Origin of the sequence: Streptomyces sp. 11-1-2, assembly GCF_003595545.1 — a bacterium.
Classification (GTDB): Bacteria; Actinomycetota; Actinomycetes; order Streptomycetales; family Streptomycetaceae; genus Streptomyces; species Streptomyces hygroscopicus_B.
On record NZ_CP022545.1, the window covers coordinates 234,603 to 260,235 of the forward strand.

Below are 25,633 nucleotides of genomic sequence, written 5' to 3' on the forward strand. Positions count from 1 at the left end.
CCCGTGCCACGAGTTCACTCGCGGCGGGTCTGCCGGGCGCCCATGCGTCCGAGGGCGGCGGCGAGGAGCAGCGCGGTGAGGGCGGTGAGGGTGGTGCCTTGCCAGCCGAGGATGTTGAGCAGGGGTGCGGCGAGGGCGGTGCCGATGGCGCCGGTCGTGAAGTACAGCACGAGGTAGATGCCGCTGAGGCTGCCGGAGCGCTGGGGGTCGAGGGCGATGATGCGGCTCTGGTTTGCGGCCTGGGCGGCGAAGCAGCCGGTGTCGAACAGGGCGAGTCCGAGTGCCGTGGCCGGCGGGGTGTTCAGGCCGGTGGCCAGCAGGGTGGCTCCGGCCGCGGCGCCCAGCATGCCGGCGATGATCACGGTGTGGGAGGTGTACCGGTCGGCGAGGCGTCCGGTGAGCGGGAGTACGGCGAAGCCGAGGAGTCCGGCCAGGCTGTACAGGCCGATGGCGGTCGGGCCGCGGGAGTACGGCGGCTCGGCCAAGGTGAGGGCGAGGGCGACCCAGATGAGATTGAAGGCGAAGTACCACAGCCCGCCGGTGGCCACCGCGCGGCGCAGCTGCGGGAACTGGCGCAGCAACGGGGGAAGTGAGGTGAGAGCTGCACGGTAGGTGCCCTCGGAGCGGGGCGGCTGCCGGGGCAAGAGTGTGGCGGCGGCGATCGCGCCGAGCAGGGCGAGGGCGGCGAAGACGAGGAGCATCCGCCGCCAGCCGAGGATGTCGGTGAGTGTTCCAGCGAGTTCGCCCGCCGCCCGCCTAATGCCACCACGGTCGCTGCTCTTGTGACCGTAGTAGTAGAGGTCGCAGGCCGGCCGGTCCTGGAGGATGCCGCAGCGGCGGTTGACTCTGGTGAGTCGGTGGAGGTGGTCATGGTCCCGGCGGCCTACGCGGCCGACCACCTCGTGGGCGCCGACCTGGCCACCTGGGGTCAGTCGCAGGGACGGCACAACCGGCTGATGATGGTCGGCCGCACCATTGGGTCTGCACTTCGACGGGCCGGAGTGCAGATCCACGTCGGCCGTCTCGGCGCTGCGATCGACCCGAAACGGCCGACCATCTACGAGCTCGCGGAACGCCTCCTCTATCGCGAACTCGAATCCCGAGCTGTGTCGCCAACACGTGCCGACCGCCAGCGCTGCCTGCAGCCGGACCGATGAGCTGCCGTTCTCCAGCCCCCGGAGAACTCGTATCGTGTTCGTGCCCTCGCTCGGCACTGTCATGGGGACCGCCTCCTTGGCGCAGTGAAGTCCTTGTCACTGTGTCAAGGTCAAGCGGAGCCAGGCCGAGGGATGGCCGGGCATCCTCGGCCCACCGAGTCCGGTGCTCGCTTGCTGAGGCCAGGAGGGTCAGCAGTAGGTACTGCGCCAGCAGGGCGGCGGTGACGGTGGCGGGTCCGGCGCCGACGGCCTTGAGCAGTGTGGCACGCCGGTTGTCGCGGGCGGCGCGTGTGGTGGCGAGCGCGGCGAGGGTGACGATCGCGGCGACGGCGAGCAGCCGGCCGCCGACCACCAGAGCAGGCTGGGTGTCGTTTCGTTCTGCCGCGTTTACTGCTTGATCGGGCGTCAGGTTCACCCCGGCAGCCTGTCAGAACTGTCTCGCACAACATGCCTGTTTTGAGAGGACTTCCGCAAACGGCGACCTGTGGATTCGTGATCGCCTCCGGAGCTTTCGCAGAACTCTTGCAACTGGCCATTTGCGAGAATCACCAAGCGTCACGCGGCCAGGATGGCGCGGGGTTGTCACCGGGGCTGACTCATGAGGTGGGCGAGACCGTCCAGGACGCATTGCAGTCCGAAGCTGAAGGCATGGTCAGGGTTGTACATGCCCTGGTGGGCGGCGCCCGCGGCGCTTCCGACACGGGCAGCCAGGGGGAACCGGTCGGGATCGAAAACTTTGACCAGGAGTGGCTCATTGACGGCCCACCACTGCTGGTCGGACATCGCGCTGTCGCGGGCGGCGGCCTGGGTATCAAGGGTCGCGCGGGCGACGGACTGGACGAAGCCGAGAAGGAAGGTGAGAGCTGCGTCCATCTCCACATCGTCGAGCCCCAGGCCGTCGAACGCAGCCAGTTCGTGTTCGTACTTGGCCATGAGGCCGGGACCCAGTGGCGGGCGTGCGGTGAGCATGGTTGCCACCCAGGGGTGGCGGTCGTACAGATCACGGTTCTCGTGCGCGACGGCCTCCACCCTTCTGCGCCACGGGGCCGTCGATCGGTCGCTGCGCGGCATCTCCAGGTACACGGCGTCCAGCATGAGGTCGAGCAGTTCCGCCTTACCCGGGACGTAGGTGTAGAGCGTCATCGGCGTCACGCCCAACTGCCGGGCGATGCCGCGCATGGTCAGGGCTTCCAGGCCGTCGGAGTCCGCGAGCTCGACGGCGACCCGGACAACGGCGTCGACCGTCAGACCCTGCTTGGGGCCGCGGCGGAAACCTCCGTATCCGGGCTCGCGCCAGAGCAGTTCCAGGATGCGGGCCGGGTCACTCGTGCCCCCGTGTTCCTTGACCATGCGCTCCATTCTTCCCGCTGAGGTCGTGGGTGCCTCCGCTTCCCACTCTATACAAAGTACAATGTACGACGTATAAAGATTTACCCCAACCCGAGGACAGGTCATGAACATCACCTCCACAGCCGTCTCCCTGACCGTTGACGACGTCCCCGCCTCCGCCGCATTCCTGGTCAAGCACTTCGGCTTTCAGGAAGCCATGGCCGCCGACGGCGTCGCCTCGCTGGTCCGCGAGGATGCGGCCAACGTGATCTTTCTTCAGCGCGGCATCGAGGTCCTGCCCGAAGGCTTCCGGGACCAGCGCGCCGCAGGCGTGATCATCGCGTTCACCGTGAACGATCTGGACACCGAGTACGAGCGGCTGCGGAGCGAGGATGCGCCCATCACCATGCCGCTGCGTGAGGAGCCGTGGGGCGAACGCCTCTTCCAGGTCACCGACCCGAACGGCGTCACCCTCCAGCTTGTCGCCTGGGCCGCCCACGAGCACCAGTGACGGCCACGGGCCAGCCGCACCGCCGACGGCCGGCCCGTGGAGCGGCCCGCGTCCGTCTTCTTCCTCGTCGTCCGCGGTGGCGCCGGGGCACGGAAGGGACGCAGGCCCTGGCCGGGGCCGCTGGCCTTGATGTTGAACAGGTAGCGGCCCAAGTAGTTGATGTGCCGGTCCTCGAGCGGGGAGAGGCGGGCGACGCCCTGTCCTTGATGTCGTGGCCCTCGGCACGGAGCCGGGCAACAGCGGCGTCGAGGTAGCGGACATGGACGCGCTGCTGAACCCGGCGTCACAGGGGAAGTTTGAGATCGAGATCGGTCACCGCGGCGGCGGGGACAGCGCCGGCCCGCTGCTGAAGGAGATGGCCGCGGGCCGACTGCGGGGCAAGGCCGTAGTCAGTACCGGATGTCCCCTCCCGAGGTGGCCGGCCGAGCCCGCTCTGGCCCGGCCGACCGGCGTGGGTGCGGCTGGACCCCAGCACAAGACCAACCCAGCCATCATGAGCCGCCCGCGCACCTGGCACAAACATTCAGCGTGTCAACACCGTGTCCTGCATGGTCTTGCGAGGTTGTGAGCGAAGTTGCCGTCTCACGCCGGTACGGCGGCTTCGTGCAACAGGAACCGGCACGCTGGACCGATCGTCATTCAGAGCATGGGCCTTGACCCAAGGCCGGGTAGTTACTGATCTCGGCTCGTTAGGGTGATGTTTGCGGAACATCCTGATGTGGGTGTTGTGTTGTCGGTAGTCCGTGGTGCGTGAGATATGCGGATGGGGGCGGGCTGACGCCTGCAGCACGGCGGCGCCGGGAAGCGGTGCGGATACAGGCGGCGGAGCTGTTCGCTCAGCAGGTCAAACCGCCCGAGGTGGCCCGGCAGCTGCGTGTGCGTGTGAAGTCGGCTTACCAGTGGCAGCAGTTGTGGCGGCAAGGTGGTGCCGACGCGCTGCTTTCGCGAGGGCCGAGCGGGGGCCGGTGTCGCCTGTCGCCGCGCTGTCTGGAGAAGCTCGCCGGGTATCTCGAGCAGGGGCCGGCCGCGCACGGCTGGACGGAAGACCAGGTGTGGACGGCTGCACGGGTGGCCACGCTGATCGGCAGGAAGTTCCACGTCTCCTACAGCGTCTCGGGCGCAACGAGGCTGATGCGCCGGCTCGGTTTCACTCCGCAGATGCCCGCACGCAGGGTGGCCGAGCGCGACGAGCAGGCCGTGACCGGCTGGAAGGAGGCGACCTGGATGGAGGTAAAAGGGCCCGGGCGGCCTGCAGGGGCTACATCTGCTTTGAGGACGAGGCGGGCTTCACCCGCAGGCCGCCCAAAGGACGCACCTGGGGCCGGCGAGGCCACACCCCGGTCGTCACCGTCAGTGGACGACGCTCGGGGCGCCTGTCGGTGGCCGGGCTGATCGCCTGGCGCCCGGGCTCCCGCACCCGGCTGGTGCCACCGCCTGCTCACTCACCCCGCGGGCAAGGGCACCCGACGCAGCATGAGCGAGCGCGACTACATCGCCCTTCTGGACGGCGTCCACCAGCTGGTGAAGGCACCCATCGTGCTGGTGTGGGACCGGCTCAACACCCACGTCTCCAAGACGATGCAGGAGCTGGTTGCCGAACGTGAGTGGCTGACGGTGTTCCTGCTTCCTGCGCACTCGCCCGATCTGAACCCGGTCGAGGGCGTGTGGGCACATGTCAAACGCAGCCTGGCCAACCTCGCCGTCGTCGCCCTCGACCGCCTGGAGAAGCTCGTGCGCAACCGGCTCAAACACCTGCAGTACCGACCCGACACCCTCGATGGGTTCATAGCCGGAACCGGCCTGCCCCTGGACACCCCCACATCACCCTAACGAGCCGAGATCAGTAACGTATTTGCGCTGGTGGCAAGGGCTTTGAGGGGGTTCTCGGGCTGGCGTAGGTCCCGGGTCCGGTCTTGGAGATGAGTCCTTGTGCGGCCCATCTGTCGAGTTGCCGGTACATCGTGCCGAGGGTGATGTTGCCGAGGTGGCGGGCGAGGTCGCGGGTGTGCCAGTGGCGGTCTGGGTCTGCGTGGAGGAGGTCCACGACCTGTCCTCTGCGCCGGTCTGCGAGCGGGGTGTACCGGTCGTCGTGGGAGACGGTGGGGAGGTCGGGCTCGGGGTCGAGGATGGCGACGTCGAGGCTCGTGACCGGGCTGCTGGCGCTGGGGCGGCCATCGTCCTGGCGTTCGGCATATCGGGAGACCGGGGACCTGACCTTTCGGGTGCTGATACGAGGACGTCTGGGCGGGAGGAGTCCTGCCAGGTTGCGGTTGCCGATGACACCCGCGATGCCGGTGGTGACGCCAGCGGGCCTGATGATGCCGGCGGCCTGAACGACGAGGTCACGGGCTGACTGGATCGTGATGGTGAAGCCGCAGCGGTCCGGATCGGTGCCGGGCCTGGACTCGGCGGCCTCCACCATCACCGTCCGTAATGCCTGGTAGAGGGCGAGGAGGGCCCACATCTCCTGCTCGACGCCGACGGGGTCGCCCGAGCGCAGTATCCGACCCTCCATGATCGTGTGGCGAAGCGCGTAGTACGCCGACTCGTGTTCCCACCTTTGGTGGTAGAGGGCGACGAGGGTCTCAGCGGGATAGCGGCGGGCGTCGGTCAGTGTCGTGACGAGCCGGTAGGAGGCGGTGAACGAGGTGCCGTCTTCGCAGGTCACGGTGATCTGCGCTTCCACCACGCGGACCGGTACGGTGCCGATGACGGACAGGTAGGAGCCGTCCGCGAGGCGGGCCAGGACCGGGGTTCGGCGGTTGGCGCGGAGCCGGCCGAGGAACTTCGCGCCGGTATCGGCCACGGCGGCGAGGAAGGCGTTGGCGTCGAAGCCCTTGTCCCACAAGACCAGCATGTCCGGGCCCAGGTGGTGCAGCAGCTGACGGGCGTAGGCGGTCTCGCCGTCGCTGGTGGGACCGAAAACGGCGCCTATCAGGGCCCGGGGGCCGGTCTCCACCAACGTCATCAGCTCCAGCATGGGGTAGCCGCCGCGGCTGCCGGGCCCGAACCACTCTGCGTTCCGCTCGCTGTCGGGGAGTTTGATCGAGCTGCAGCCGTCGAAGGAGACCATCCGGAACGGCCCGAACCGCACGCCGTGAGTCATCGGCCGGGCGAGCGGACCGGCCAGGACCTCGAACAAGCGCCGCATCGGCTTGGCGCCGACCCGGCGGCGCAGGTCACGCAGGGCTTTCGCGGTCGGCTCCGGGACCGTGAGCCGGCCGCCGGTCAGGGCTGCGGTCAGTTTGCTCCAGACCAGTCGATAGCCGACCTCGGGGAACAGGCACATCGCCAGCAGGAAGTAGACCCCGACCCGCGAAGGCAGATCCCGTAACCGGCCCTGAACACAGCGGGTTTCGTCAAGGAGGGCATCGACGAGGTCGAAGGGTATGACCTGCGTCAACTCGCCCAGATGGCCGGGCGCGAACCGGCCCTCCGCCACGGTGAACTCGCGGGAGAGCGTCGTCAGACCAGGTGGCAGGGCACAATGACGTGCGGGCAACGGGGCACCTCGGCGATCAGCAGTCTTGGCGGACTACCTGACCAACGCAGCCCCGTTGCCCGGGTTTCGACCCAACATGGCCACCGAAGAGGCCCGAGTCGAACGCCGGGCCCGCGAGGCGGCGGCGGTCGCCGAGATCCGTGCCATCCACGCCGAGCACCGGGGCGCCTACGGCGCTCCGCGCGTCCATGCCGAGCTCAGGGCCCGGGGAAGGAAGATCAACCGCAAGCGCGTGACACGGCTGATGCGCATTTACCACATCATCGGGCGTCACCTGCGCCGCACCAGGCGAACGACGATCGCGGACAAGACGGCCCTGCCCGCCCCAGACCTGGTGATGGGCGACTTCACCGCCGACATGCTGAACACGAAGTGGTGCGGTGACATCACCTACATACCTGTCGGTTCGACGTGGCTGTATCTGGCCACGGTGATCGACATCTGCTCGCGCCGGGTCGTGGGCTGGTCGATCGCCGACCACATGCGTGCGTCCCTGGTCACCGACGCCATCGAGATGGCCGTGACCGCCCGCGGCGGCCGGGTGGACGGCGTCGTCTTCCACACGGACAGAGGCGCCCAGTACGTGAGCCGGGCCTTCGCCGATGTCTGCCGGCGACACGGCATCCGCCGCAGCATGGGACGCGTCGGGTCCAGCTATGACAATGCCCTCGCCGAGTCGTTCTTCCAGGGCCTCAAGCGGGAGCTGCTGCACGGACGGCGCTGGACGTCGAAGGCACAAGCCCGCCTGGAACTGTTCCGCTGGATGTCGTACTACAACCGGCGCCGCCGGCACTCCGCGCTCGGCTACCTCACACCGGTCGAGTTCGAACAGCGTCAGATCACATCACGTATTCTGTCGCTTGCCGCATGAAACCCGGTGTCCACTCCCCGGGATCAACCTCAGAGAACGACTGGTCCCGGCCCACGGACCGCGAGGCCAACAAGCAGCTGCTGCCCGCCGCCGACTTCACACAGGTGCCGGGAGCGGACCACTTCATCGCGCTGGAGAGGCCGGAGGTGGTGGCCGACCTGTTGAACGCGGTGGCGTGACGCCCCCACAGTGCCGTGGCCACCCCCGTCCCGTTCGAGGGGGGAGAGGGATGACGTTCGACTCCACGATGTCGCGCAACGGCGTCGTGGTGGGTGAGGGGCCAATACTTGGCGGTGATGCCGATGGAGTGGGCGATGTTCCGGCTCAGATGCGTGACGCACCGGACTCGGGGAGACGTCGGCACTGGTGACCCGACGCCGGCGCTGACCTTCCGCGGACTTGTAGGCCACAGACCGTGCCGCTGCGCTCGCCGCCTGCCCGAGGGGAGCGACCTCGCTCCTCGAAGCAGGCCGGTCAGCGGGCCAGGCATGGTCGGTTCTCCTCGTGGGGTGGGGGTGGGGACAGTCAGCGCGGGGCCATGCGGATGGCTCCGTCGAGGCGGATGACCTCGCCGTTGAGCATGGGGTTCTCGGCGATGTGCCGGACCAGGGCGGCGAACTCGGCCGGGTCGCCGAGGCGGGCGGGGTGGGGCACCTGCTGTCCGAGGGAGTCGCGGGCTCCCTGGGGCAGTCCTGCCATGAGCGGGGTGTCGAAGAGGCCGGGTGCGATCGAGACCACGCGGATGAGGTGCTGGGCGAGTTCCCGGGCGGCGGGGAGGGTGAGGGCGGCTACCCCGCCCTTGGACGCGGCGTAGGCGGCCTGGCCGATCTGGCCGTCGTAGGCGGCGACCGAGGAGGTGGCGACGAGGACACCGCGCTCCCCGTCCACGAGCTCGGACTCGGCGATGCGCTGGGCGGCGAGCCGGAAGACGTTGAAGGTGCCGACGAGGTTGACTCCGACCACCCGGGCGAAGGCGTCCAGGTCCAGTGGTCCGCTGCGGGAGAGCATGCGGCCCGGCGTCGCGACGCCCGCGCAGCTGACCGCGACGCGCAGTGGGCCCGCTTCGCTCGCCGCGTCGACCGCGGCCTGCACGGCGTCGGGGTCGGTGACGTCGCAGGGGACGAAGCGGACGCGGGGGCCGACGTCCGCGAGTTCCTCGGCGACGGTGGCCCCCGGTGAGGACGGCAGGTCGGCGATGACCACATGGGCGCCGGCGTGCAGCAGCGCGGTGGCGGTGGCGCGGCCGAGACCGCTGGCGCCGCCGGTGACCAGGGCGGCGGATCCGGTGAGTTTCATGCCCGGGGCTCCTTGGGTGCGGTACGCAGGACGTGGTGGGAGGGTTCGGTGCGAGCGCGGACCAGGTGGCGGCTGATGACCAGGCGCTGGATCTGGTTGGTGCCCTCGAAGATCTGCATGACCTTGGCCTCGCGCATATAGCGCTCGACGGGGAAGTCCCGCGTGTAGCCCGCGCCGCCGAAGACCTGGACGGCGTCGGTGGTGACCCGCATCGCCGCCTCGGTGGCGACGAGTTTGGCGATGCTGGCCTGACGGGCGTACGGCAGTCCGGCGTCCTTGCGTCGGGCCGCCGCCAGCATGGTGGCCCGGGCGGAGTCCACGGCGGCCTCCATGTCAGCCAGGAGGAACGCGACTCCCTGGTGTCCGGCGATCGGTTGTCCGAAGGTCTCCCGCTGTTTCGCGTACGTGAGCGCGTCGCTGAGGGCGCCCTGGGCCAGGCCCACGGCGACGGCCGCGATGCCGAGCCGGCCCGCGTCCAGCCCGGCGAGGGCGATCGGCAGGCCCTGCCCCTCCTCGCCGAGACGCCTGTCCTCGGGGACCCGGACGTCGTCGAACCGCACGGTCGCCGTGGCCGATCCGGTCAGCCCCATCTTGCGCTCGGGAGGGTCGGCCGACAGCCCGGGCGACTCGGCGGGGACAAGGAGACAGGAGACACCACGGCTGCGGTGGTCGGAGGTGCGGGCCATCACCTGGTAGAAGTCCGCGTGACCGCCGTGGGTCGTCCACGCCTTCTCGCCCCGCAGTACGTACGCGTCGCCGTCCCGTCGGGCACGGGTGCGCATCGCGGCCGGGTCGGAGCCGGCGTGCGACTCCGACAGACAGTAGGCACCGAGCAGTTCACCACCGAGCATGTCGGGCAGCCACCTCTCGCGCTGCTCCTCGGTGCCGTACTCGGCCAGGGCGAAGCAGGACAGCGTGTGCACGCTCAGTCCGACGCCCACGCTCGCCCAGCTGGCCGAGATCTCCTCGACGACCTGCAGGTAGACCTCGTAGGGCTGGGCGCTGCCCCCGTACTGCTCGGGGTAGGGCAGGCTGAGCAGCCCGGCCCGGCCGAGCGTGCGGAAGACGTCACGCGGGAAGCGTTCGGCCCTCTCGTCGGCGGCGGCCCGGGGTGCGAGGGCACCGTCGGCGATCTCCCGGGTCAGGTCGAGCAGTTCGGCCGCCTCGTCGCTGGGCAGCAGGCGGCACACGTACGCCGTCATGAGTTCGTCTCTCCGGTCGGTCCGGTCGGGGCGGTCGACCCTGTCGGGGCGTTCAGCGGTAGGCCGGTTCCCTGCGCACGCTTGCGGCGCAGCAGGAAACGCTGGACCTTGCCGCTGGGCGTCTTGGGCAACTGGTCGGTGAAGTGCACCGCCCGCGGGTAGGCGTGCGCGGCGAACTTCCGCTTGACGAGTTGCTGGAGCTCCGTCACCAGGTCCTCGCCGGGCGGTGTCCCGGGTCGCAGCACCACGTACACCTCCAGCACCTCGCCGCGCAGGGTGTCGGGGGCGCCGATGACGGCCGCCTCCAGCACGGAGTCGTGCTGTACGAGCACGCTCTCGACGTCGAAGGGGCCGATGCGGTACCCGGCCATGATGATCACGTCGTCGTCGCGGGAGGAGAAGAAGAAGCAGCCGTTCTCGTCCCTGAGGCCGGCGTCGCCCGTGAGGTACCAGCGGCCGTCGCCGCTGAACCGCTCAGCGGTCTTCTCCGGCGCTCCCGTGTAGCCGGTGAACCAGAGCAGCGGGCTGTCCGGCACGCTGAGGGCCACGCGGCCGAGCGTGCCGGGAGGGGCGGGTTCGTCCCGCTCCTCGTACAGCACTTCGGCGGACCAGCCGGGCAGCGGTCGGCCCATCGAGCCGGGCGGCACCGGTGCCCGGACGGCATCGGCCCATGCGGCGGTGATGATCATGCCGTGTTCGGTCTGTCCGTAGTGATCGCGTACGGCCACACCGAGGGCCTGCTCCGACCAGGAGACGACCTCCGGGGTGAGCGGTTCACCGGCGGAGGAGGCGCGCCGCAGCCGTAGCCCGTCGGGGACCGGGTCGGACGCGGCCCGCAGGCTGCGGTAGACGGTCGGCGCGGCCGTGAAGTTGGTGACCTCGAAAGCGGCCATGACCTGCCAGGTCAGGGCGGGGCTGAAGCCGGCATGCAGCAGCAGGCTGCGGCGTCCGGCCGCGAGCGGGCCGAGGATCGCGTAGTAGAGGCCGTACGCCCATCCGGGGTCGGCGGCGTTCCAGAACACGTCGTCCTCGCGCACGTCGAGGCCGAACTCCAGGTACGCCTGGAAGGAGGCCAGTGCCCGGACGGGAACTGGGACGCCCTTGGGAGCGCCGGTGGTGCCCGAGGTGAACAACAGGACCAGCGGAGCGTCCGCGCCCGTCGCGACCGGGCGGCCCTGCGGCTCGTCACCGGAGTACCGGGCGAGCAGTTCACCGAAGGACAGCTCCGCGCCCTCGGGGGCACCCCCGGCGACCACGGTCAGCCAGGGCCGGTCGGCGGGCATGTCCTCCCCGGGTGCGAGCTTGCCCCGCTGGTCCGCGTCGACCACGACGGCCTTCGCCGCACTCGCGCCGAGCCGCAGAGCCACGGCGGACGGCGCGAAGGCGGTGAACAGCGGTACGTGCACGGCCCCGCGACGCCAGATGCCCAGCAGGGCCACGACCAGATCGGCGGACTTGCCCATCAGGGTGGCGACCGCGTCGCCGGGGCCGATCCCCAGGTCGGCGAGCGCGGCGGCGAAACGGGCCGAGTCGCGGCGCAGGTCCGCGTACGTGAGCTCCGTGGCCGTCAGGTCCTCCTCGACCACCGTGAAGGCCACCGCGTCCGCGGGATGCCGGTCGCAGAGCAGCTCCGCGGCACAGGCGTCCGGAGCACCGAAGAGGCCGAGCAACTCCCGCACCCGGCCAGCCGGCGGCCCGTCGACACCCGCGGTCACCACCGAGGCCGATCGTTCGTTCATGGCCACGTCATCCCCTTTCCGATCACGTCACCGCTCTATGGCGGGGGTGTTACGGCGGTTTATGCTCCGCATCACGACGACGGCGGACTACCCCCGGAAAGGGGTGACGGATGACGCGCTCCGGCCCCGACACCCTTCTGCGGCCCGATGACGGCGACGCGCTTCGGCAGGTGCTCCGCCAGGTCCACCACCGCTCCGGCATCCCGGTCCTGTTCGGCGGACAGGTGGAGAACACCCTGCTGAGCCTGTCGCAATTCATCGGTATGCGGACGGCGGGTCTACGAGGTCTCAGGGTGCGCGCCGAGGCCGGGCTGGGCGGCCGGGTCCTCACCACGGGGCGGCCGGCCAAGGTGACCGACTACAGATCGGCCCGCTCGATCACGCACGACTACGACCGCCCCGTGCTGACGGAAGGGATCCGATCCGTCGTAGCCGTGCCCGTCATGGTGTCCGGTACGGTGCGCGCGGTGCTCTACGGGGCCAGCCGCGGCCCGGCCCCGCTCGGGGACCGGGCGGCCGAAGCGGTCGCCGACGCCTCCCGGCGACTCGCCGCCGAGCTGGTCATCCGTGACGAGGTCGACCACCGCCTGCGTCTGCTGGACGCCACGCAGGGCGCTGCCGTGGGCGGGCAACGGGGCGTGCCACTGGAAGAACTGCGCCAGGTCCACGCCGAGTTGCGACGCATAGCCCAACAGGTGCCCGACGGCGACCTGCGCGGTCGGCTGCTCGACATGGCCGGGCGGCTGGCCCCGCCGTCCGCCGCCCACCCGGCGCCGGGCCCGCCCCTGGCGCCCAGGGAACTCGACGTCCTGGCGCAGGTGGCGCTGGGCTGCAGCAACGCCGAAGCCGGGCGCAGGCTCTCGCTGCTGCCCGAAACGGTCAAGTCCTACCTGCGCAGCGCGATGCGCAAGCTGGGAGCGAGCACCCGCTTCGAGGCGGTGGTCGCCGCACGTCGACAGGGTCTGCTTCCCTAGTCTTCCCGTACAGGTCGGAACCTCGCAGGTCACAAGGTCTTCCGTCTGCACGTACATCCTGCGGTGGCGCGGGTCGGGCTCGGGCCCACGGCCTACGGATCATGAGTTCTTCGAGGATCCTGACGACCCTTGCCGATGCGGATCCCTACGCGATCAGGCCGCTGGACGCCACGAGCCCGCAGGCCCCTCCGCATCGCACCACAGTGAAGATCCGGATGCCTGGACGCTTGCCGCCTGGAAACCGATCGGTGTACCGCACGAGAAACCGATCGGTTTCCGCTTTGGAGTCAAGAACATGACTACTCATGCCACCTCCACCATCTTCGTCATCGGCGGCACAGGGGCCCAAGGGATTCCTGTTGTCCGTGCTCTTGTCGCCGACAAGAAGTACTCCGTCAAGGTCCTCACGCGGGATGCCGCCTCCCCCGGGCCCAGGCTCTTCTCGCGCTCGGCAACGTTTCCGTTATCGAAGGGTCATTCGCCGACGAGGACGTACTGCGCGAAGGATTTCACGGCTGCGACGGAGCGTTCATCAACATCGACGGGTTCAACACCGGCGAGAAAACGGAGACCTACTGGGCCATCCGCACTTATGAGATAGCGATCGAAGAAGGAATCAAGTTCTTCGTCTACGGAAACCTCGACTACGCCCTGTTCCGCACCGGCCACTACGACGGCAAGGGCCGCATCGCCGAATGGGTGCTGTTCCAGAACGAAAAGAACAGGGACCGGATGGGAGCGGCTGTCTTCACCTCGGGTCCCTACATCGAGATGGTGATCTCACCGCTCACTCCCATGACGCCCACCGTCGAGGACGGTGTCGTCACCTGGCGGGTCCCACTCGGTGAGGGAGCCGTTCCGCACGTGGCTCTCGAAGACTGCGGATTCTATGTCCGCTGGCTCTTCGACCATCCGGAACGGGCCAATGGCATGGACCTCGAAGTCGCCGTCGAGCACATGACCTACGCCGACATGGCTGCCGCATTCGAGAAGGCCACCGGGCACCCGGCACAGTACATCGACACCGACCTGGCCGCATACTGGAACAGTCCGGACCTGACCGGGATTGCCGATCACCCTGCCGGATACAACGCCGACCCCAACGACAAAAGCACCATGAGCTTCCGTGACAATTTCACGGGCTTCTGGAATGTGTGGAAGCACGGGATCATCACCAGGGACTACGCTCTACTCGACGAAATTCATCCCAACAGGATCAGAAGTGCTGAGGAGTGGTTCCGTCGAGAGGACCAGTTGGGCAGGGAACTCGGCAAGGGAAGCCTCTGGGAGAGGGTCCAGCCGGAGAACTGGAACATGGACTCCGCGATCCTCAAGAGCAGCGCGGACTTCAGGACGGGCAAGTTGTAAGCGGACCCGTCCTGTTCGGTCTTGCCCAGGGCCCGTCCCCCACGGTCAGGAACCCGGCGATCGGCCATTCCGGCGGAGAGTGCTCTGTATCACTCACGCTCCCCCCATTAGTGCATTTGAAGTAACTGGTTCCTTTGGGAACCGTAGCTGGCTCAGCCCGCACCACACCATGGAGGACCTCATGACCGCGATCACCACGGCCAACACCGCAAGCGAGATGGTGCGCTCGGCCACGAGCACCGCGTTGCGAGTCGCCGCGCGCGAGTTGGAGCTCTACGACACCGGCAACGTCGACGGGGCGGACGAGGTGTTCGCTCCGAATGTGATCGATCACGACCCCGCTACTGAGGCCGCCTCGGGCATCGACGGCATGCGAGCGTCGATCGCCGCGGTCCGTGACGGATTCACCGACACGCAGCACCGGATCCTTTTCCAGCAGGAGCTTCCCGGCGGCTGGGTGGTGCTCCACTGGCGGATGACCGGGACCCACACCGGAGACGCCTTCGGGTTCCCGCCAGCGGCAACCCGGTCGACATCAACGGCCAGGACATCATGCGCATCGTCGACGGCAAGATCGCCGAGATCTACCGCGTCGAGGAACTGCTCAAGCTCACCCAGCAGATCAGCAGCGGCGCGCGGTCGGAGTGAAGACCGAGATCTTCTCGGGCAAGGCCCGCTCCTGACTCCTGATCGGCAGGCGCCGCCCCTCCGATGCGGCGCCTGCCGACGGCGACGAGGGCCGGCGTGCTGATCGGACGCGACCAGCGCCAGGCCTGCCGCTACGCGTCGTTGTCCCGCTCGGGCACTCTCGTCATACTCGCCCATGCCCTCTCGCGTAGTCTCGCGGTCCTACGCCCCGGTGGGCGGCCCGCAAACCGCGCCGCACCGTCACCGCAGGTAGCACCGCCTTTCCGAACGGTGCCCCCGCCGCGCGACCCCGGCGCGCTGACCTGTGCCGGCGTCGCAGGTCGGCCCTGAGGACCTCTAGGAGAGACAAGACATGACCACTGTGAACCTGTCCGCCCAGGACCGCCGGGAGACGGGCGCCCTGGCGGCCGAACTGGCCGCCACCCCTCCCGGCCTCATCGACGATCCGCACTGGGTGGCCGAAGCCCGAAGAATGTCCTGCGTCTTCCGCTGCGGCTGCGGGAGGCCGCCCGCCTCTATCGCCACGACCCCGGCCGGGACGGCGTTCTCATCGTGCGCAACCTGTCGGTGGACGAAGCGGAGCTGCGCCTGACTCCCACCGTGCCCGAGTCGGTGGAGCGCACCGCCACCGTGCCCGCTGCCGTCGCCGTGATGGTCACCCTGCAGATCGGCGAGATAGCGGCGTACCGGGACGAGAAGTCCGGTGCGCTCGTCCAGAACGTGGTGCCCGTGCCCGGCCGCGAGGGGTCGCAGAGCAATGCCGGCTCCACCCCGCTGGAGCTGCACGTGGAGAACGCGTTCCATCCGCACTGCCCCGACTACGTCAGCCTGCTCTGTCTGCGCAATGACGAGCCCCTGAACGAGGGCACGGTGGTGTCGTCGATCCGCACCGCCCTGGAGCTGCTGAGCCCCGGGACGCTGCGCGTCCTGCAGGAGGAGCGCTTCACCACCGCCCCGCCGCCGTCCTTCCGCGGCGGCGGCCCCGGCCCCGCACACGCGGTGCTCAGGGACGACCCGGACGATCCCGACGTGAAGGTGGACTTCCACGCGACGACCGCCAACGACGACGAGGCGAAGGTGGCGTTGGAGTCCCTACGGGGCGCGTTCCTCGACGGCGCGCGGACGCCGCTCCTGCGGCCGGGCGAGATGGCCGTCGTGGACAACCGCATCGCCATCCACGGGCGCACCGCGTACCAGCCGAAGTACGACGGCTACGACCGGTGGCTGCACCGCACCTTCATCCTCTGGACCACCGCCGTACCCGGGCCCACCCAGCCGGCAACGGAAACGTTCTGTTCTGATTCGCCCGGCCCCGCGGGTCGCACGGGCAGGGGCGGAGTATCATCCGCGAGGCTCATCCGCCCTCCCCCGCGCGGTGGAGGGGGTCGCCCCCGGGACGGATGCACCCGCCGCCGCTACCGGACAGGCTTGAGTATCGGCACCGCGAAACCGGATGTCACGGTGACTGTTCCCGCGCAAACCCCGGCCCGCCCCGGGCTGCCGTCCCCGGAGCCCGGGTGGCGGGTGTGGCCGCGGCGGTGGCCCCGGTGGGCGCCCCACGTCACTGCGGTGTGGGGTGTGTTGTACGCCGCCGTCCAGGTGGTCTGGGCCGCGGCGGGCACCACCGTGCCCTGGTCGCCGCATGTGGCCTACGCACCCGGCGTCCAGCTCGCGCTGGCCGCCGGGGCCCTGCTGGCCTCCGGGGCCTGCCTGGCCACCCCCCGGCCGTTGGCCCGGCGCGGCCGGGTGGCGGTGGCGGCGGTACTGGCCGTGGCCGTCCCCGTCTTCGCGATGGGCATGGCGAGCCTGCCCGCGTACGTCGTCACCTTGGCGTCGTTATCGGGTGTGGAGAGCGCCACCGGCTTCGCCCATGTCCTGCTGAACACCGTGGGCCTGGGCCTGCTGCTGCTGGTCGGCGTCTCCCACCGGCGGCGGCTGCGGGGCCGGTGTCCGCGGTGCGGGGCCGGGCACACCGGCGGCGGCTGCGGGCCGCTGGTCCACCCGCCCGCCTCCGTGGCGTCCCGGCGGACCCGGATCCAGGTGTACCTGCTGATGTGCGGGCTTCTGCCGTGGGCGGTCGTCAAGACCATCTGGACGCTCGGCGGCGACGCGCTGAGCGTCACGGCGGAGAAGTGGCGCGAGGAGAACGCGGGCGGCTCAGGCGTGGCCAAAGCGCTCGTCTCAGTGGGCATCGACGTCACCGTCCTGGCCGCGCTGGCCGGGATCTTCCTGCTGCTGGGGTTGATGTACCCCTGGGTCCAGGTGTTCCCACGCTGGACACTCCTCCTCACCGGGCGGCGGGTGCCCCGGCTCCTGCCACTCCTCCCGGCGTGGCTGTCAGCGATCGGCCTGTCGGTGTACGGCGTCGTCCTCGTGGTCTACGCCCCGCTCAGTGCCGCGGATGTGCTGCCGCGGATCGCACCGGACGGGGCGTTCACCTCCAGCGCGGGAATCACCTGGATGGTGCTGTTCGGCGGGCCGGCCTTCGGCGGCCTGGGCTTCGGACTGATCGCCGCGGCCCGCTCGTACGCCGCCCGCACCCGTCCGGTCTGCGCGATCGCCCCCACGGACGCGATGCCCGGGAACTGATGGGGCTGCGCCTCTCAGGCTGGTCACTCCCGGCCGCGCCCGTCTGCCGAGCACGCGATGCCCGCCGCTTCCCGTCGCCACCACCCGTCCGACATATCCGCTGCCGAACGGGCCCTGCTGGAGCTGAAGGGTCTCTTCACTGCCGTAGGGTGGCTGACCATGGGCTTTGCGATGGCCCGAGTTTGGGCATGATCACGGAACGTGGGACTGCGACTGCTCTACCTGATCTTCTGCCGACTACTGGATTGCGCCCTCCTGCTGGGCCGTTCGTCCGCTGCGAGCAACGCCGAGACCCTTGCTCTGCGTCATGAGATCCTTGCGCTCCGTCGGCAGGTGGAGTGGCCGCGGATTTCGTGGGCCGATCGTGCCGCACTCTCCGCTCTCGCAGAGCACCTGCCACCCGCCTTGCGGGGCGTCGAGGTGGACTGCGAGGGCTTTGCGGCCCTGATGCGGTCCTGCCACGGGGCGGTCCGCACAACTTTGCGAATCCTGCCAGCAATGGCAGCCGTCGCGATGGCTGGTAAGTGTTGGTGCAAGCCCCGCGATCACGGTGTGGAGTGGTTCCATGACAGCTTTCCCGACCGGGCTCTCGCCAGTACGGTGCCGAGGGTCTGCAGGGCGACTGGAAGGAAGTTCTGCGTGACCGAGACCGCTGTTGATGCGGAGGCGCCGGAGGTTCTACGCAAGCGGATGGTGGAGGATCTGCGGGAGCAAGGGGCGCTCGTCTCGCCTGGGGTGGAGGCTGCCTTCGGCAAGGTGCCGCGGCACCTTTTTGTCCCCGAGGTGTCTGCCACAGAGGTGTACGGGGCGCCGGAGGCGGTCTTTATCAAACGCAACTCGCAGGGTAAGCCGGTCAGTTCGGTCTCGGCTCCATGGCTGCATGCCCGGATGCTGGAGGCGGCGCAGGTGGCTCCCGGCATGAGGGTGTTGGAGATCGGCTCCGGAGGGTGCAATGCAGCGCTGCTGGCGGAGTTAGTTGGCGATCAAGGGTCGGTGACCACTGTGGACATTGATCCCGACATCACCACGCGGGCCAGCAGGCTACTCGCCGAAGCTGGCTACGGGCAGGTGCGGGTCAGAGAGGCGGACGGTATCCAGCCGCTTCAGGACGCTCCGGCCCAGGGATTTGATCGCATTGTTGTCACCGTCGGAGCCGCCGACCTGTCGCCCGCTTGGTTGGATCAACTCGCCCCCACGGGACGGCTGGTAGTGCCGCTACGTTTCCGCGGCCTCTCCCGCACAATCGCCTTCGCCCGCAAGCAGGATCATCTGCGTAGCGACACACTCATCGTCTCCGGATTCGTTGCCATTCAAGGCGACGGTGCGCACGCACCACGCGTCGTACGCCTGGCTGGACAGGAGGTGCGACTGGTCGTCGACGAGAATCAGCCTGCCGACGCCGATGCGCTGGCCGCAGCGTTCACCAGTCCCCGATATGAGCACTGGGCCCGGGTGGAGCTGGGAAGCTCGGAAGGGTTGCTGCCACGGTTGGACGTGTGGCTTGCGGGCGCAATCGCCCCCTACGGCAGGCTGCGCGCCACGCAGGCTGCGGCCGAGCGTGGCTTGGTCGGCTGGGTGCTGGGCAGGGGCGCGCCCGCGGTGTGGCATCGGGATTCGCTGGCTTATGTCACGCTGCGCCCTGCCCCGCAGGCGACGGAAGGGCGTTACGAGTTGGGGGTAATCGCCCATGGCCCGGACCGCGAGCGCCTCGCCGCTCACCTGGCCGACGCTGTGGGCCGCTTCGACCGCGAGGCCAGGAGTGCGGGGGAGCCTGTTGTGCGCGCCTACCGCCGCGACGTCCGGGAGCACAGCCTCGGCGAAGTGACCGTCGACAAGCCCAACGTGCGTTTGGTGATCACCTGAAGACTCGGACGGCCCGCTGGGGCGGTCCGGATCCACGCCTCCCGGCGTTGAGCCCGGGAGGCTCGAGTGGAGGGAGTAAAGATGGCACCACCGACACCGCAGGCACAACCGACCAGAAAACTGGCCGAGCTGCCCGAGGAACTTGCCGACGCCTTCGACCTGGACCCCACCCAGGAGGACATCGGAAGACTGGGGGGCTGGCTCGGCGGCGACGAGGACGACGAGGGCGACACCACTGGGGACGGCTGCGGGGAGTCGCCACCGCAGGGCCCGACGACCGGCTGCTGACACATGCACTTGGGGTCGGGCGCGCGCTGCTCGCGCCCGACCTCCCTGATCGGTGCTCTCGAAGGGACGGCTGATGCGCAGGCTCTTCGACTCCCACTCCATGGCGATGGCCCGGATCCCGTTGCGCCCCTTCCTCCATCCCGACGGCAGTGACTGCGGCGATCTATTGGAGGAAGCGGTCTTCATGGCCAGCCGGAGCGCTGCGCGGGCCGCTGCCGAGGCCACGGAGAGCGGACGAGTGACGCGCTGCGCCTACGATCTGCGCTCCCGACTCCGTACCACCCCGCACGGGGTGTTCGCCGGGGTCGCCCCCGCTGTGCTCACAGCCGCTTCTCCCACCATGTGGCTGGGGGAAGCCCACCGGGCCGTCACTGCGCTCAGCCCCACCTGGCTGACCGAAATAGCAAACCGGCTGCTCCATGACGAGCCTGATCTGCTGCCCGCGCTCACCCTGACCGCCGCGTCCTCAGCCACCGCCAGAGGGGACCGGCTGGAGATCGAGCATGCCGTCTCCACGGGGGCACGGTTTGCCAGCGTGCGCGCCACCGAGGTCTCGCGCTGGCTGCTGGAAGCCAGCCGCGACGGGGCGTCAGCTGCTGCCCTTCTCGCGGAACTTCTCCGCCGCCATCCGGGCGCCGCCCCGCAGAAGGCTGCCCGCGCCATGCTCGACATGATCGATACCGGTCTGCTGTGGACCAACCTGCTCCCCGCCGACCTGCGCGCGGCCCCGCTGGAGCACCTGCTGGGCAAGCTCCCGGCCACAGCGTCAGCACGGACTTTGCTGACTCATCTGGGCGGTCTGCTGGAGCAGTGCGATGCGCACCCGCCCGGCGCCTTGCAGAGGCGGAAGCTGCTGGCAGAGGCCCGGGACCTGGCCGACACGCTGCACCACACAAGCCGGCCGCTGGCCGTGGACACCCTCGCCGACGCCGAGATCGCCTTGCCTCCCGCGGTGGGCGAGCAAGCCGCCGTAGCCGCCTCATTACTGTGGCGGATCGGTCACCGAACCGGCCCGCTGACGGAGTATCACCGGCGCTTCTGCGCCGCTTACGGCCGCCAGCGGCTCGTGCCGCTGCTGGACGCTCTCGACCCCGTCACCGGTCTCGGCCCACCCGGCCCTCACGACGCGATCGGTACCGACGAGGCACCCGACCCGCGTCGCACCGCTGCCCTGGCCAGGCTGCTCGCCGACGCCCTGTCAGACGGCAAGGGCGAACTCGTCCTCACCGAGCAGCACATCGACCAGCTCACCAATCCCTCGCCCCTGCCGCCGCCGTGCACCGCCGAGATCCACGTCCAACTGCTGCGCGGGGCGAACGGACTGCGCATCGCGGTCTGCCCCGCCACGGGCTCCCAGAACGCCGGAGCCGCCCCCGGCCGCTGGATACGGTGGCTCCCCGGCCTCGCCCCTCGTGAGGAGACCGACACCGGCGGCGGACCCATGATCGCGGAAATCGTCTGCCGCCCCCGCACCTCCGTCGGCGCACTGGCCGTCGAGACCGGCTGCGCACCCTGGCGCATCCCGCTCGACGTTCCCGCCCGGCCCGGTGATCTCCTCCCCCACGACCTCGCCGTCACCACTACCGGGACCCATCTGCAACTGTGGTCCACTCGCCACCACAGGCCAGTTATACCCGTGCTCTACAGCCGCCTCGCGCCCCGGCTCCTGCCGCCGGCCGCGTACTTGCTCCACCTTCTGGGCCATGCCGGAACCCGGCCGTGGCACCCCTGGAACTGGGGCCCGCTGTTCTGCTGGCCCTACACCCCGCGCGTGCGCTACCGCGACATCCTTCTCGCCCCCGCACGCTGGCGATTGCCCAACTCCCTCTCCACGACCGCGAACCACCGCTCCGCCTTCGAAACCAACCTGCTGGCCTGGCGCACCAGCACTCGCCCCACGCCCCCGTCCGTACTGGTCGCTGAGGAGGCCGACCGCCGCCTCCCCCTCGACCTGCGCCAAGCCGGGCAGCGCGAGCTGCTGCGCCGCAGCATCCACCGCGGCACCCGGGCCCTGGCCGAACCCTTCGCAGCACCCGAGGAACTGGCCGTGGTCGATGGTCCAAACGGCGGCCGCCACCTGATCGACCTCGTCGTCCCCCTCACACGGCGCCACACCCCACATCACACGCCGTCCGACCCGCGCCACGCACTGCGCGCTGCGGGCACCGGCACCCACCTGCCCGGCAGCAACTGGCTTTCAGCCGCCCTCTCCGCACCCGGCCACCTCCACAACACCGTCCTCGCCGAACTCGCCCCGCTGCTGACCAACCTCCCCGACGACGTCGACCGCTGGTTCTGGCTGCGCTACACCACACCGGCCCTCGGACCCCACCTGCGCCTGCGCTTCCACGCCGAACCCCACACGCTCGCCACCCGCATCCAGCCACAACTCGCCCGCCTCGCCGACCGGCTACATCAGCGCAGGCTGCTCGGCTCCAGCGCTCTGCGCCTGGAGCCGTATGAACAGGAGATCGAGCGCTACGGCGGGCCTCAGGCCATCACCGCAGTCGAAGACCTCTTCTGCGCCGACAGTCGTCTCGCCCTGGCCGCCCTCCCCCATACCGAGGACGTGCGCCTTCTCGCCGCCGCTGCCAGCGCTGCCGAGATCGCCCGCACCCTTGCACCCGGCCAGCCCCACTCCGCCCTCGGCCCTGGCCGCCTCACCCAAGACCAGCGCCGCCACCGTGACGCCCTCCGCCCCCGCCTCGCTGACGCCTCCAACGCGCTCATTCCCGCCAGTCTCGCCCCTGCCTACGCAGAGCGACGCGCCGCACTGATCGCCTACCGCGACGCCGTTCCCCAGCAGTCCGCCGCCCAGTGCGCCAGCGATGTCATCCACATGCACGCCAACCGCATGCTCACCGTCGACCCAGGAATCGAACAGATCATGCGGACCCTGGCCGCCGACTTCCTGCACCGCCGATGAGCACCACCATCGACGCCCAGGCCGCCGCGTGCGCATTGGACATCGCGCGCGACCTGCGCATCCCCGGCGACGTGGCCGCTTCCATATCGGACCGGGCCGCCCACACCCTGTGCTACGGGCTCGCCGGCACCGCCCTCCTGCACGCCTGCCTCGCCGAGACCGAACCCGGCTCAGCCACCACGGCCGCGGCCCACTGGGACGCCACCGCCCGCACGTTGGCCAAGGCGCCTGCGGACGGCATCCACACCGGTCCCGGAGCCCTCGCTGCCTCCCTGATCATCGGTACCGGCTACCTTCCCTCCCGCGACCCTCACCAGGCCCTGCTGCCCCGCGCCACAGCCTGGCTCTCCGCCCGCGCCACCGCACTCGCTCACCATCACCACCACCGCGCCGCCCGCACAGAAGCCACCCCTTGGGCGGTCTACGACGCCATCAAGGGGCTCACCGGCATCGGCCGCGTCCTTCTCTCCGCCCACAACCGCGGACACCGCGCCGACGCCGAACCAGGACTACGCGCGACCCTAACGGCCCTTACCCACATGATCCTCACCCCCGTCGGAACCCGCCCGGGCTGGTGGCTTCCCGCCACCCTTCACCCACCCACCGTCAACATCCCGCCCTCCGGCGCCGCCACCACCGGTCTCGCTCACGGCATCGCCGGACCTCTAGCTCTCCTGGCCACAGCTCAACGAGCCGGACACACCGTTCCAGGGCAACCCGACGCAATCCACACCGCAGCCCAGTGGCTCCTCACCTGGCAAACCCCCGAAAACACCTGGCCACCCCACATCAGCGGGAACGTCTTGGATAACAGCTCAGGAGGAACTGCCCCCGTCACAGGACGCACCACCGCCTGGTGCTACGGCACCCCCGGCATCGGCGCCGCTCTCGCCAGCGCTGGCCACGCCCTTGATCTCCCGGCACTCAACCGCGCCGCTACTACAGCCATGAACGCCCTCGCCGCACAGCCGCCCGAAGACTGGGACACCGAAGGCACCGCCCTCTGCCATGGCAGCGCCGGCATCCTTCAAAGCGCCCTCCGCCTCTCCTGCCGCCCTTTGGCAGACCGCGCCGCTCACATCACACTGACCTCCGCCGTGACCTCACGCCCGCACGGATTCCTCACCGGCCGAACCGGTACCGCATTGGCCCTCGCCAACCTCAGCGGCCTACTGCCAGCCAGCCCGGCCAATGCCTGGGACTGCCTCGTCCTGCTGTCCTAGTTGTGACGCCTGGCACTGCCTGATTCTCGTTCCAATACGAGCTGCGCACCACGATAAAGATCAGAAGGGCCTCAGAAGCTGTGAAGAAGCCCCGTGTGGACGTGAGTGCCAGCCCGCTGAGCTGCACGAGTAGCTCGACGGGCCGTTCATGAAATCCTGCGTGCCTCTGATTCCTTGATCATTCGCTGAAGCCGATACCTTAGGCCAGCTCTACGACAAGACGGGCCTGTCTTCGACAGTAAACGCACCGCCCATACCGTAAGCCGCTCATTCCCCGGGAGAATAGCTTGCCCACGTCCCACACCCTCGCCTCGGCCCTCTGGGCGCCCCACCCGTGGCTCGACCGTCATTCTGCGTGCTTCGGTACGGGTGCGATGCTTCACGCAGACCTTGATCATATGACCACCAGGCTTCGCAACGGCCAGCACGGTGACCGCTTTTGAACGTTCCAGGATGAATTTCGACTGCTGTACGAACTCCGCACAATGCGAAATGGGCCTGTCAAACGAGGGGCTCTGTCAGACTTTCGGGTCTGTCACGTAGTCGGCTCTGTCTCACATTCGGTGGTGACGGAGCGTGCCGCTATCCGAGGAGGATGCGGTGGCGAAGGAGGGTGAAGCCTGCTCGTCCGTGCATCTGGCGCGCGATGCGCTTGGTCTTGGTGTTGACACCCTCGGTGGGGCCGTTGCTGTACGGAAGCGTGAGCGCGGCGACCACGGCGTCGCGGTCCCGCTCCAGGCCCCGGGTGAAGGCCCGCAGATGAGGCAGATCGGCTGCACGGACCTGGACGATCCAGCGCGAGAGCCCGTCGGCATTTTCTGCGCAAGGCGTCAGGAGTTCGGCGTAGCCACAGACAACGGCGGCCAGTTGGGTCATCTCGGGGCATGCTGCGGTGATTCGCGCCAGCAGATCGCGCTGCTCGGCCTTGAGGTTGTCGGGCCTGGTGAGGATCATCCGGGCGAGTCGGCGCGGGGAGATGTGGCTGCGTTCAGCGTCCGCGCGGCCTTGGTTGATATACTTTTGCTGGAGGTTCAGGCAGCCGGTGAACCCGAGGGGCTTGATCTCTTCGAAGAGGTGGCTGACGGGGACGGCGGGGTCCTCGGTGCGACGTTTGCGCAGGTGCTCGCGGTAGGGGTCGACGAGGCTGGCACGGTACTTGGGGACGCGGAGCACCCGCTCGGGCCGGTCGGCTCGCGCGTAGCGTTTGACGGTGTTCAGGGCCAGTTGCAGGCGACGGGCGCACTCCAGCAGGCCCACGCCTTTCTCGAGCAGGCCGTGGATTTGGTGCCAGCGTTCCAGGGTCGTCTGTGCGCGGGGCCCTTCGTACAGGGGCGCGTCCAGCACGGCGGCCCAGCAGGTACTGTGTGCCTTCACCTCGCTCAGGGCGGCTTCGCACAGGTTGTGCCACAGGTGCCACCTGTCCGCGACCTGCACCGCGTCGGGCAGGGCGCGGCGAATGGCCTCGGCATAGGTCGCGGAGCCGTCACGGCACACGACCTCGACCCCCGGATGCTCGCGCAGCCACGCCTCCAGAGTGTCGGCGGTGCGGTCGGGCAGCACATCGATCCGCTCATGCGTCTCGGCATCGATCACCACGGTGGCATAGCGGTGCCGTCGGCGCAGAGCGAAGTCGTCGACACCGATCACCCGGGGCGTCCGCCCGGTGGGCAACGAGATGCGCAGCAGGGCGCGCAGGGCCGTGTGGCGAGACAGGCCCGCCGCGAGTATCACCAGCAAACGTGATCCCGCCCGGCCCGCTAACTCCTTGACCACAGCCTTGACTTGCCTGGTCAGACGCGCCGTGCGTCGCTGGTAACGCTCCAGCACTCCGGGCATCTGCTCGCGGAAGGTCTGCCGGCAACCGCGCGTGGGACACACCAAGCGTCGCACCCGCACACGGACCACCACCCGCCGCCCGTCGGCCGGCACGTCGGCCACCGTCCGCCAGTGATAGCCGTGCACCCGCCTCGACGACGCCCCGCACACCGGACAGACCGCGGCCTCCTGCGGAGTCTGGGCCCGCACCACGATCCGCTCACCCTCGTCGGCCACATCCTCTATGACCAGTGGGGCCAGACCGGAAAACACCATCTGCACAAGCTCGTTGACATCCTTCACGCGAATGACAACGACACCTCACGACTCTC

General features: G+C 69.4%; 16 protein-coding genes and 4 pseudogenes. 13 read left to right on the forward strand and 7 right to left on the reverse strand.

Annotation, left to right across the window (positions count from 1 at the left end; translation table 11 throughout):
- Positions 1–14: 14 nt before the first annotated feature.
- Positions 15–1,220 (reverse strand): MFS transporter, encoded by a 1,206-nt coding sequence (locus CGL27_RS51350; protein ID WP_240450299.1) that lies wholly within the window; start codon positions 1,218–1,220, stop codon positions 15–17.
- A gap of 519 nt (positions 1,221–1,739) precedes the next feature.
- Complete coding sequence (locus tag CGL27_RS01140) at positions 1,740–2,507, reverse strand: TetR/AcrR family transcriptional regulator (RefSeq protein WP_078646994.1); 768 nt, start codon at positions 2,505–2,507, stop codon at positions 1,740–1,742.
- Between the two features lie 103 nt (positions 2,508–2,610).
- Between CGL27_RS01140 and CGL27_RS01145 the strand changes: the two genes are divergently transcribed.
- From CGL27_RS01145 to CGL27_RS01160, 3 genes and pseudogenes are all read left to right on the forward strand, one after another.
- Positions 2,611–2,997: a VOC family protein gene (locus CGL27_RS01145; protein WP_119983833.1), complete on the forward strand. Its 387-nt coding sequence runs from the start codon at positions 2,611–2,613 to the stop codon at positions 2,995–2,997.
- 807 nt (positions 2,998–3,804) lie between these two features.
- On the forward strand, positions 3,805–4,389 hold the full coding sequence (locus CGL27_RS01155; RefSeq protein WP_276147921.1) for a winged helix-turn-helix domain-containing protein: 585 nt from the start codon (positions 3,805–3,807) through the stop codon (positions 4,387–4,389).
- Positions 4,386–4,827: pseudogene (locus CGL27_RS01160) on the forward strand (transposase). Before CGL27_RS01155 ends, CGL27_RS01160 begins: the two are co-directional and overlap by 4 nt.
- A gap of 10 nt (positions 4,828–4,837) precedes the next feature.
- Here the strand turns inward: CGL27_RS01160 and CGL27_RS01165 are convergent.
- Positions 4,838–6,499 carry an IS4 family transposase gene (locus CGL27_RS01165; RefSeq protein WP_205587588.1) on the reverse strand — a complete coding sequence of 554 codons (1,662 nt, stop codon included), beginning with the start codon at positions 6,497–6,499 and terminating at the stop codon, positions 4,838–4,840.
- Between the two features lie 73 nt (positions 6,500–6,572).
- Between CGL27_RS01165 and CGL27_RS01170 the strand changes: the two are divergent.
- Positions 6,573–7,370, forward strand: a pseudogene (locus tag CGL27_RS01170) (IS3 family transposase); the annotation flags it as partial.
- Between the two features lie 32 nt (positions 7,371–7,402).
- Positions 7,403–7,549: pseudogene (locus CGL27_RS01175) on the forward strand (alpha/beta hydrolase); the annotation flags it as partial.
- A gap of 346 nt (positions 7,550–7,895) precedes the next feature.
- On the opposite strand, the gene CGL27_RS01180 reads toward CGL27_RS01175, so the two are convergent.
- The 3 genes from CGL27_RS01180 to CGL27_RS01190 are packed head-to-tail and all read right to left on the reverse strand — an operon-like array spanning position 7,896 to position 11,607.
- Positions 7,896–8,666, reverse strand: coding sequence for an SDR family NAD(P)-dependent oxidoreductase (locus CGL27_RS01180; protein WP_078638069.1), 771 nt, complete (start codon positions 8,664–8,666; stop codon positions 7,896–7,898).
- A complete protein-coding gene (locus tag CGL27_RS01185) occupies positions 8,663–9,868 on the reverse strand; it encodes an acyl-CoA dehydrogenase family protein (RefSeq protein WP_078638070.1) in 1,206 nt (401 codons plus the stop codon). Before CGL27_RS01185 ends, CGL27_RS01180 begins: the two co-directional genes overlap by 4 nt.
- Entirely contained in the window at positions 9,865–11,607 is a 1,743-nt protein-coding gene (locus CGL27_RS01190) for an AMP-binding protein (RefSeq protein WP_119983836.1), read from the reverse strand. The genes CGL27_RS01185 and CGL27_RS01190 overlap by 4 nt, the downstream gene beginning before the upstream one ends.
- A 110-nt stretch (positions 11,608–11,717) precedes the next feature.
- Here CGL27_RS01190 and CGL27_RS01195 point away from each other — a divergent pair, with 110 nt between their 5' ends.
- From CGL27_RS01195 to CGL27_RS01235, 8 genes and pseudogenes are all read left to right on the forward strand, one after another.
- Positions 11,718–12,581 (forward strand): LuxR C-terminal-related transcriptional regulator, encoded by an 864-nt coding sequence (locus tag CGL27_RS01195; RefSeq protein ID WP_119983837.1) that lies wholly within the window; start codon positions 11,718–11,720, stop codon positions 12,579–12,581.
- A gap of 295 nt (positions 12,582–12,876) precedes the next feature.
- Positions 12,877–13,949, forward strand: a pseudogene (locus CGL27_RS01200) (NmrA family NAD(P)-binding protein).
- 1,000 nt (positions 13,950–14,949) lie between these two features.
- Positions 14,950–15,189: a hypothetical protein gene (locus CGL27_RS51355; protein WP_240450300.1), complete on the forward strand. Its 240-nt coding sequence runs from the start codon at positions 14,950–14,952 to the stop codon at positions 15,187–15,189.
- Complete coding sequence (locus CGL27_RS51360; RefSeq protein WP_240450301.1) at positions 15,150–17,186, forward strand: TauD/TfdA family dioxygenase; 2,037 nt, start codon at positions 15,150–15,152, stop codon at positions 17,184–17,186. The genes CGL27_RS51355 and CGL27_RS51360 overlap by 40 nt, the downstream gene beginning before the upstream one ends.
- A 639-nt stretch (positions 17,187–17,825) precedes the next feature.
- Positions 17,826–19,049, forward strand: a complete 1,224-nt coding sequence (fxlM, locus tag CGL27_RS01220; protein WP_162952835.1) for a methyltransferase, FxLD system — start codon at positions 17,826–17,828, stop codon at positions 19,047–19,049.
- Positions 19,050–19,130: 81 nt separating this feature from the next.
- Positions 19,131–19,337 carry a hypothetical protein gene (locus tag CGL27_RS01225; protein ID WP_078646996.1) on the forward strand — a complete coding sequence of 69 codons (207 nt, stop codon included), beginning with the start codon at positions 19,131–19,133 and terminating at the stop codon, positions 19,335–19,337.
- A 73-nt stretch (positions 19,338–19,410) separates the two neighbouring features.
- On the forward strand, positions 19,411–22,263 hold the full coding sequence (locus CGL27_RS01230; protein ID WP_119983841.1) for a lantibiotic dehydratase: 2,853 nt from the start codon (positions 19,411–19,413) through the stop codon (positions 22,261–22,263).
- A complete protein-coding gene (locus CGL27_RS01235) occupies positions 22,260–23,486 on the forward strand; it encodes a lanthionine synthetase C family protein (RefSeq protein ID WP_119983842.1) in 1,227 nt (408 codons plus the stop codon). The genes CGL27_RS01230 and CGL27_RS01235 overlap by 4 nt, the downstream gene beginning before the upstream one ends.
- Positions 23,487–24,068: 582 nt before the next feature.
- Here the strand turns inward: CGL27_RS01235 and CGL27_RS01240 are convergent.
- On the reverse strand, positions 24,069–25,610 hold the full coding sequence (locus tag CGL27_RS01240; protein ID WP_119983844.1) for an ISL3 family transposase: 1,542 nt from the start codon (positions 25,608–25,610) through the stop codon (positions 24,069–24,071).
- Positions 25,611–25,633 lie beyond the last annotated feature (23 nt).

Excerpts from the sequence above, each read along its gene's own strand:
- CGL27_RS01185 (WP_078638070.1), bottom strand. The coding sequence starts at position 9,868 with ATGACGGCGTACGTGTGCCGCCTGCTGCCCAGCGACGAGGCGGCCGAA.
- CGL27_RS01145 (WP_119983833.1), top strand. The coding sequence starts at position 2,611 with ATGAACATCACCTCCACAGCCGTCTCCCTGACCGTTGACGACGTCCCC.
- CGL27_RS51355 (WP_240450300.1), top strand. The coding sequence starts at position 14,950 with ATGACCACTGTGAACCTGTCCGCCCAGGACCGCCGGGAGACGGGCGCC.
- CGL27_RS01190 (WP_119983836.1), bottom strand. The coding sequence starts at position 11,607 with ATGAACGAACGATCGGCCTCGGTGGTGACCGCGGGTGTCGACGGGCCG.
- CGL27_RS01235 (WP_119983842.1), top strand. The coding sequence starts at position 22,260 with ATGAGCACCACCATCGACGCCCAGGCCGCCGCGTGCGCATTGGACATC.
- CGL27_RS01140 (WP_078646994.1), bottom strand. The coding sequence starts at position 2,507 with ATGGTCAAGGAACACGGGGGCACGAGTGACCCGGCCCGCATCCTGGAA.
- CGL27_RS51350 (WP_240450299.1), bottom strand. The coding sequence starts at position 1,220 with ATGACAGTGCCGAGCGAGGGCACGAACACGATACGAGTTCTCCGGGGG.
- CGL27_RS01180 (WP_078638069.1), bottom strand. The coding sequence starts at position 8,666 with ATGAAACTCACCGGATCCGCCGCCCTGGTCACCGGCGGCGCCAGCGGT.
- CGL27_RS01230 (WP_119983841.1), top strand. The coding sequence starts at position 19,411 with ATGCGCAGGCTCTTCGACTCCCACTCCATGGCGATGGCCCGGATCCCG.
- CGL27_RS01225 (WP_078646996.1), top strand. The coding sequence starts at position 19,131 with ATGGCACCACCGACACCGCAGGCACAACCGACCAGAAAACTGGCCGAG.
- CGL27_RS01195 (WP_119983837.1), top strand. The coding sequence starts at position 11,718 with ATGACGCGCTCCGGCCCCGACACCCTTCTGCGGCCCGATGACGGCGAC.